This is a genomic window from Pantoea sp. ACRSC, assembly GCF_022346785.1.
Lineage (GTDB): Bacteria > Pseudomonadota > Gammaproteobacteria > Enterobacterales > Enterobacteriaceae > Pantoea > Pantoea alvi.
Window position 1 is genome coordinate 66027 of the sequence record NZ_JAKRNN010000023.1, and the last position, 7625, is coordinate 73651.

7 protein-coding genes and 1 riboswitch are annotated in these 7625 nt (G+C 61.0%); of the genes, 3 read left to right on the forward strand and 4 right to left on the reverse strand.

Annotated elements, in window-relative coordinates; all coding sequences use genetic code 11:
* Positions 1 to 4: 4 nt before the first annotated feature.
* Positions 5 to 1165 carry a glutathionylspermidine synthase family protein gene (locus MHZ97_RS18700; RefSeq protein WP_103794639.1) on the forward strand — a complete coding sequence of 387 codons (1161 nt, stop codon included), beginning with the start codon at positions 5 to 7 and terminating at the stop codon, positions 1163 to 1165.
* A 30-nt stretch (positions 1166 to 1195) separates the two neighbouring features.
* On the opposite strand, the gene ygiD is transcribed toward MHZ97_RS18700, so the two are convergent.
* Complete coding sequence (gene ygiD, locus MHZ97_RS18705) at positions 1196 to 1981, reverse strand: 4,5-DOPA dioxygenase extradiol (protein ID WP_239315380.1); 786 nt, start codon at positions 1979 to 1981, stop codon at positions 1196 to 1198.
* Positions 1982 to 2169: 188 nt separating this feature from the next.
* Here ygiD and zupT point away from each other — a divergent pair, with 188 nt between their 5' ends.
* A complete protein-coding gene (gene zupT / locus MHZ97_RS18710) occupies positions 2170 to 2937 on the forward strand; it encodes a zinc transporter ZupT (protein WP_239315356.1) in 768 nt (255 codons plus the stop codon).
* 62 nt (positions 2938 to 2999) lie between these two features.
* Here the strand turns inward: zupT and ribB are convergent, their stop codons facing one another.
* Positions 3000 to 3656 (reverse strand): 3,4-dihydroxy-2-butanone-4-phosphate synthase, encoded by a 657-nt coding sequence (gene ribB / locus MHZ97_RS18715; RefSeq protein ID WP_103794636.1) that lies wholly within the window; start codon positions 3654 to 3656, stop codon positions 3000 to 3002.
* A 109-nt stretch (positions 3657 to 3765) separates the two neighbouring features.
* Positions 3766 to 3913, reverse strand: a riboswitch (FMN riboswitch).
* Between the two features lie 182 nt (positions 3914 to 4095).
* Here ribB and MHZ97_RS18720 point away from each other — a divergent pair.
* The gene (locus MHZ97_RS18720) at positions 4096 to 4401 is read left to right on the forward strand and encodes an accessory factor UbiK family protein (RefSeq protein ID WP_033752486.1); all 306 of its coding nucleotides are present in this window, start codon (positions 4096 to 4098) and stop codon (positions 4399 to 4401) included.
* Positions 4402 to 4436: 35 nt separating this feature from the next.
* Here MHZ97_RS18720 and hldE read toward each other — a convergent pair whose 3' ends face one another.
* Positions 4437 to 5861: a bifunctional D-glycero-beta-D-manno-heptose-7-phosphate kinase/D-glycero-beta-D-manno-heptose 1-phosphate adenylyltransferase HldE gene (hldE, locus tag MHZ97_RS18725; protein WP_239315355.1), complete on the reverse strand. Its 1425-nt coding sequence runs from the start codon at positions 5859 to 5861 to the stop codon at positions 4437 to 4439.
* Between the two features lie 75 nt (positions 5862 to 5936).
* Positions 5937 to 7625, reverse strand: a 1689-nt coding sequence (gene glnE / locus MHZ97_RS18730; protein ID WP_239323795.1) for a bifunctional [glutamate--ammonia ligase]-adenylyl-L-tyrosine phosphorylase/[glutamate--ammonia-ligase] adenylyltransferase, incomplete at its 5' end; no start/stop codon positions are given.

Here is a 7625-nt window from a genome sequence, read left to right on the forward strand (position 1 = left end):
CGTTATGCAACGCATTGCGATCAACGAGCGTCCCGACTGGCGCGAAAAAGCCACGGAGTATGGCTTTCGGTTTCACACCATGCACGGCGAGCCCTACTGGTGCGAAGATGCCTACTATCAGTTCACGCTGGCGCAGATAGATAAACTGGAAGCGACCACGGCGGAGCTGCACCAGATGTGTCTGCAGGTGGTGGAGAAAGTCGTGGGCAGCGAACAGCTGCTGGAAAAATTCCGCATTCCGAAGCACACCTGGGATTTCGTGCGCGACTCCTGGAAGCTGCGCCAGCCGTCGCTCTATTCGCGCCTCGATCTCGCCTGGGACGGCCAGGGCGACGCTAAGCTGCTGGAGAACAATGCGGACACGCCGACCTCACTTTACGAAGCGGCCTTCTTTCAGTGGATCTGGCTGGAGGATCAGCTTAACGCCGGTCAGCTGCCGCCGGGCAGCGATCAGTTCAACAGTTTGCAGGAAAAGCTGATCGCGCGTTTCGCCGCGCTGCATCAGCAGCACGGCTTTCAGTGGCTGCACTTCGCCTGCTGCCGCGATACTGAAGAGGATCGCGGCACGGTGCAATATCTGCAGGACTGCGCGACCGAGGCGGGTCTGCCGAGCGAGTTTCTCTATATCGACGAGATCGGCCTCGGCGACAAGGGGCAGTTCACCGACGTGCATGATCAGGTGATCAGCAACCTGTTCAAGCTCTACCCGTGGGAGTTTATGCTGCGCGAGATCTTCTCCACCAAGCTGGCGGATGCGGGCGTGCGCTGGCTGGAACCGGCCTGGAAGAGCATTATTTCCAACAAGGCGCTGCTGCCGATGCTGTGGCAGATGTTCCCTGACCACCCTAACCTGCTGCCCGCTTATTTCGCCGAAGATAATGTGCCGCACATGGATAAATATGTGGTGAAGCCGCTCTTCTCGCGCGAAGGCGCCAATATTCGCATCGTGGAAAACGGTCAGGAGATTGCGCGCGTCGACGGGCCCTACGGCGAAGAGGGCATGATCGTGCAGCAGTTCTGCCCGCTGCCGAAGTTTGGCGACAGCTACACCTTGATCGGCAGCTGGCTGATAGACGATCAGCCGGCCGGCATCGGTCTGCGCGAGGATCGCGACCTGATCACCCAGGATCTTTCCCGCTTCTATCCCCACGCTTTTATTGAGTAAGCCAGGCGGGCCGCTCCGGCCCGCTTTCCCTTAGCCCACCTGCACCGACAACATACTGATAGCGCCCATCTCGAGGCCGTCTACCGGCACGGTCACCGGCTCGTCTGCCTGACGCGCGCCCAGCACATAGAGCAGCGGCAGATAGTGTTCCGGCGTCGGGTTCGACAGCGCCGCGTCGGGATGCTGCAGGAAGTTAACCAGCGGGTGCGTCCCGGTTTCGCCCCAATAGTCCAGGTTATCCCGTACAAACTGACTGAAGCGCTGTGCCCAGGGCCAGGCTTCCGCCGTTTCGTCCCAGCGTACCTTGCGCAGGTTGTGCACCACGTTGCCGCTGGCGACAATCATTACGCCGCTGTTGCGCAGCGCCGCCAGCTTTTTGCCCTGCTCAAAATGCCAGGCGGGAGACTGCGTGCCATCGACGCTGAGCTGCACCACCGGAATATCGGCCTCTGGATACATCTTGATCAGCACGCCCCAGGCGCCGTGATCCAGCCCCCACTCGTGGTCGAAGTGCACCGCCGTCGGCGCGAGCGCGTCGGCGATCTCCTGCGCCAGCGCAGGCGAACCCGGCGCCGGATAGCGCGTGTCGAACAGCGCCTGCGGGAAGCCGCCAAAGTCGTGAATGGTTCGCGGATTTTCCATCGCGGTAACCGCAGTGCCGCGCGTATACCAGTGCGCCGATACCGCAATAATGGCGCGCGGGCGCGGCAGCGTCTCGCCCGCGTGACGCCAGGCCTGGGTATAGCGGTTCTCTTGCAGCACGTTCATCGGGCTGCCGTGACCTAAAAAGAGCGCGGGCATCGCTTGTTGCATGATTCATCCTCAGAAATTCTCAATAAGATAACGATACGCCCTTTCGCGACGCCGGAAACGCGCATAAGCATGATGAAGAGCATCAGTGGATTTGAATAACTATTGGCCGACACTTCTTTACCAAAAATAACTCGATCTTCTTTAGGGTTATCGCTAACTTTATGCGAATGATTATCATTAAGGAGAGTGCGATGTCGGTCCCTTTGCTGCTTACCGTACTGGCTGGCGGCGCTACCTTTATCGGCGCGCTATTTGGCGTGCTGGGTCAGAAGCCATCTAACCGCATGCTGGCGTTCGCGCTCGGCTTCGCAGCCGGGATCATGCTGCTGATATCGCTGATGGAGATGCTGCCGACCGCGCTGCGTACCGAAGGGATATCACCGATACTCGGGTACGGCATGTTTATGCTGGGCCTGCTCGGCTATTTCGCACTGGATCGCCTGCTGCCGCATCAGCATCCGCAGGATTTGATGTCGGCGCAGCGCCATCCGGCGAAGCTGCGCCGCACGGCAATCCTGCTGACGCTGGGCATCAGCCTGCACAATTTTCCTGAAGGCGTCGCGACCTACGTGACCGCCAGCAGCGATATGGAGCTGGGACTGGGCATCGCGCTGGCGGTGGCGATCCACAATATTCCCGAAGGTCTGGCGGTAGCCGGCCCGATGTACGCCGCGACCGGCTCGAAAAGCAAAGCGCTGTTCTGGGCCTGCGTCTCCGGCATGGCGGAGATCCTCGGCGGACTGCTGGCCTTTGCCCTGCTCGGCCCGATGATGTCGCCGGTGACCATCGCCGCGGTGATGGCGGCCGTCGCCGGAATTATGGTGGCGCTGTCGGTGGACGAGCTGATGCCGCTGGCGCGCGAGATCGATCCCCATAACAACCCGAGCTACGGCGTGCTGTGCGGCATGACGGTAATGGGCGCGAGCCTCGCGCTGCTGCAGGTCAGCGAGCTGGGCTAAGCGCCAGCTAAAAACAAAACGGGCCGCTAAGCGGCCCGTTTTTCGTTGGTCAGCAGCGCAGCTTAGCTGGCCTGACGCGTTTCATGCGCGCGGCGGTAGGCCACCAGGTCTTCAATGGTAACAACCGGCATATTGTGCGCTTTGGCGAAGGTGATCGCTTCCGGCGCGTGCGCCATAGTGCCGTCGTCGTTGGTGAGTTCGCACAGCACGCCCGCCGGCTTAAAGCCCGCCAGCGTCACCAGATCGATGGTCGCTTCGGTATGGCCGCCGCGCGTCAGCACGCCGCCGTCGCGCGCGCGCAGCGGGAAGACGTGGCCAGGGCGATTAAGATCGCTCGGCTTCGCGTTATCAGCGATCGCTGCACGAATAGTGGTGATGCGATCCTGAGCGGATACGCCGGTGGTAACACCTTCTGCGGCCTCAATGGTCACGGTAAAACCGGTGCCGAAAGAGCTGGTGTTGTTCTCCACCATCATTGGCAGCTCAAGCTGCTGACGGCGTTCTTCGGTCATGCAAAGGCAAACGATGCCGCTGCCGTGGCGAATGGTGAGCGCCATCTGCTCAACGGTCATGGTTTCCGCAGCGAAGATCATATCGCCTTCGTTTTCACGGTCTTCGTCGTCAAGCACCATCACACCGCGTCCCTCACGGAGCGCAGCGACTGCACGTTCTACACGCTGTTCCGGCGTGCCAAATTCAGAAAGAAGCGTCTGATTCATGGTAATAAAAACCTTATAAATAATATGAGTTACCAGAATCAGGGCGAGCTTAGGAGTGATGTCATCAAGACATGGCAATAACGTGAAGCGGGCGCAGCCCGGCAGATGTCGTTACCCTCTCCCATCCGGACTTTAACCGTCGGCCCCGGAATTACACCGGATCTGCTGACCTTCCCGTTGCCAGGAAGCGCTCGCGGGCTTTCAGCTAACGCTGATTTACCGCCGGTGGGGAATTTCGCCCCGCCCTGAGAATAAGCAAAATTACTATAGCGCCATTCAACAGGTCGGGCAATCATCAAAACCGCAAATGCTTTTGCATTTCAGGCTATAGAGGCGGCGCGACATTTCGGGTTTAACCTTTTCGTTTCAGGCATTACACTTAACCCTTATCAGGATCCACTCCCTGCTGTCCCCAGCAACACGAAACCAGGAAATCATCATGATCGACACGAAAAAAATTGAACAACTTGCGCGTCAGGTGCACGAGGCAATGCCGAAAGGGATTCGTGAATTTGGCGACGATGTCGAAAAGAAAATTCGCCAGGTTCTGCAGGCGCAGCTGACGCGGATGGATTTGGTCAATCGTGAAGAGTTTGATGTGCAAACGCAGGTATTGCTGCGCACGCGTGAAAAGCTGGCCGCGCTCGAGCAGCGCCTGGCGCAGCTGGAAAGCCATCAGCCTTCCGCGCCCGCTCCGGCAGTTGTCACGCCCGATCCGGCAGGCAAGATCGACACGCCGCAGTAAGGATTACGGCGGGCGCGATGCGCCCGCCCGCATCATTACTCGCCGCGAATGGTTTTGATGATGTTCGTGGTAGAGATGCCGTCTTCGAAATTCAGCACGCGCACGTCGCCGCCGTTGGCCCACACCTCTTTGCTGCCCGCGATATCTTCCGGCTTGTAATCGCCGCCTTTTACCAGCAGATCCGGCAACACGCTGGCGATAAGACGCTGCGGCGTATCTTCTTCAAAGGCCACCACCCAGTCCACGGCTTCCAGCGCGCCCAGCACAATCATACGATTAACCAGCGGGTTCACCGGGCGACTGCTGCCTTTCAGGCGCTTCGTCGAGGCGTCGCTGTTTACCGCCACAATCAGACGATCGCCCAGCTTGCGCGCATTGGCGAGGTAAGAGACGTGGCCCGCGTGCAAAATGTCGAACACGCCGTTGGTCATCACCACCTTTTCGCCGCGCTTGCGCGCCTGTTCAACCGCAATTTTAAGCTGTGCTTCGTTCATAATGCCGAAGCCCTCTTCCGGACGCGCATGAATAGCGTTTTCCAGTTCGACCGGGCTGACGGTAGAGGTGCCCAGCTTGCCGACCACGACGCCCGCCGCCGCGTTGGCCATAAAGCAGGCCTCTTCAAGGGAGTCGCCCGCCGCCAGCGTTGCCGCCAGCACGCCGATCACGGTATCGCCCGCGCCGGTCACGTCGAAGACTTCCTGCGCCTGCGTCGGCAGATGCAGCGGCGCTTTGCCAGGCTGCAGCAGCGTCATGCCGTTTTCGGAACGCGTTACCAGCAGCGCGGAAAGCTCGTAATCCGCCACTAGCTGCATGCCGCGGGTAACGATATCCGCTTCGTTCTTGCATTTGCCCACTACCGCTTCGAACTCTGACAGGTTCGGCGTCAGCAGCGTTGCGCCGCGATAGCGCTCAAAATCGGTGCCTTTGGGATCGATCAGCACCGGCACCTTCGCCTCGCGCGCCAGGCGAATCATGGTCTGCACGCTGGAGAGCGCGCCTTTTGCATAGTCGGAGAGCACCAGCGCACCGGCGGCCTTCAGCGACTGACGCAGCCGCTGATGGATCGGCTCGGGATCGACCTGATCGAAACCCTCTTCGAAATCGAGGCGCAGCAGCTGCTGGTTACGCGACAGCACGCGCAGTTTAGTAATGGTGGGATGCGTTTTGACCGCCACGAAGTCACAGCGAACCTTGACCTTTTCCAGCGTTTCGCTCAGCACGCGCGCCGCGTCATCTTCACCGGTTAAGCCGATCAGCTGCGAAGCGGCCCCCAGCGCTGCAATGTTCATCGCCACGTTCGCCGCGCCGCCGGGACGTTCTTCGATAGCGTCCACTTTCACCACCGGCACCGGTGCTTCAGGCGAGATACGGCTGGTTGGGCCATACCAGTAGCGATCCAACATCACATCGCCTACGACCAGCACCGAAGCACGGTCGAACGCGGGCAAAGTAACTTTCATTCCAGACACTCCAGACTGCAGTAAAAATAGTGCGCGGATGATAGCACAGATGCGATCTGCGCTATCAACAGGCGCTCAGGGTGAGCAGGGCGACGTTAGCCAGCGCTGCCAGCTCGCTGTCACGGTTTGCCGCTCGGCGGCGAAGGCGTCCGGCTCAACGTGGCCAGGCAGCTCCTGCAGCGCCAGATGATGCAGCGCGTCGCGCAGGGTGACGTAGGCATGGGTCAGCGCCTGCGCTTCCGCTTCCGGCATTTTATCGTAGCGCGCCGCCAGCTCGAAAATCCGCACGTTATCGGACCAGCGCGTCAGGTCGGGCTGCTCGGCGGCCCAGGCTAAGACAAGATATTGCGCGATGAATTCAATATCGGTAATGCCGCCCTCGTCGGTTTTGATCTCCCAGCGCCCTTTGTGCCTGTTGCTGAGGTGCGCGCGCATTTTCTCACGCATCTCGCGCACCTCTTTTTGCAGCACCTCCGGCGCGCGCGGCAGGCAGAGAATGGCGCGGCGGATAGCGTTAAAGCGCTCCGCGAGCACCTCATCGCCAAACACCACGCGGGCGCGCACCAGCGCCTGATGCTCCCAGGTCCAGGCCTCGTGGCGCTGGTAATCGTCGAAGGCGTCAAAGGTGCTGACCAGCATGCCTGCGGCGCCGGAAGGCCGCAGCCGCGCGTCTACCTCGTAGAGAATGCCCGAGGCGGTGCGCGTGCTGAAGAGATGCATAATGCGCTGCGCCAGACGCAGATAGAACTGGCGCCCGTCGATGCTGCGCTCGCCGTCCGTGACCGTCTCTGCCGGACAGTCATGCAGAAACACCAGATCGAGATCGGAGCTGTAGCCCAGCTCCCAGCCGCCCAGCTTGCCGTAGCCCAGCACCGCAAAGCCGCGCTCGTGCTCATTTTTCAGATGCTGCGGCCGCCCGTAGCGCTGCACCATCATCAGCCACGCCTGCTGCACCACCGATTCGATAATCGCTTCCGCCAGCCAGGTTAAGTGATCGCTCACTTTCATGACTGGCAGCGTACCTGCGATATCTGCCGCCGCAATGCGCAGCAGCTGCGCCTGCTTGAACTGGCGCACCGCCTCAAGCTGCTGCTCTTCATCATCGACCGGAATGCGCATCAGATACTGGCGCAGCTCGTCGCGGTAGGCGTCGGTGGCGGTCGGCTGATAGAGCGTGGCGGGATCGAGCAGCTCATCGAGCAGCAGCGGATAGCGCGCCAGCTGGCTGGCGATCATCGGCGACGCCGCGCACAGGCGAATCAGGTGGCGCAGAGCGCCGTGGTATTCGGTAAGGAGTTCCAGATAGGTACTGCGCGTCAGCACGCCCAGCAGCAGCGGAACAAGACGGCTGAAGGTGACGGCGGCGTCGTCGCGCGGGCAGACTTCGCTCAGCAGCCGTGGCATAAGCTGGTCGATCGCCATCCGCCCGCGCGGCCCGATGGTGCGGCGGCTGATATCCTGGCGGAAATCGTCCAGCGCGCGATGCAGCGCCCGGCGCTGCTCATCGTCGAGCTGCGGCACCAGCGGTGCCAGCTCCGCATCCTCAAGCGAATCCTGCCACAGCCCGCTAAACTCCAGCAGCTCAGGCTGATCGCTGATTTCGGGGATATCTTCGCCGATCAGCTCGTCGAAGATGGCGCGCACCGCCGCCATATGCGTTTCCAGCCGCGCCGTCAGCGCGGGCCAGCTTTCGGCACCCATCGCCCAGGCGAGCCGCGCGCGGCTCGCCTGGGCGATGGGTGCCGAAAGCTGGCCCGCGCTGAC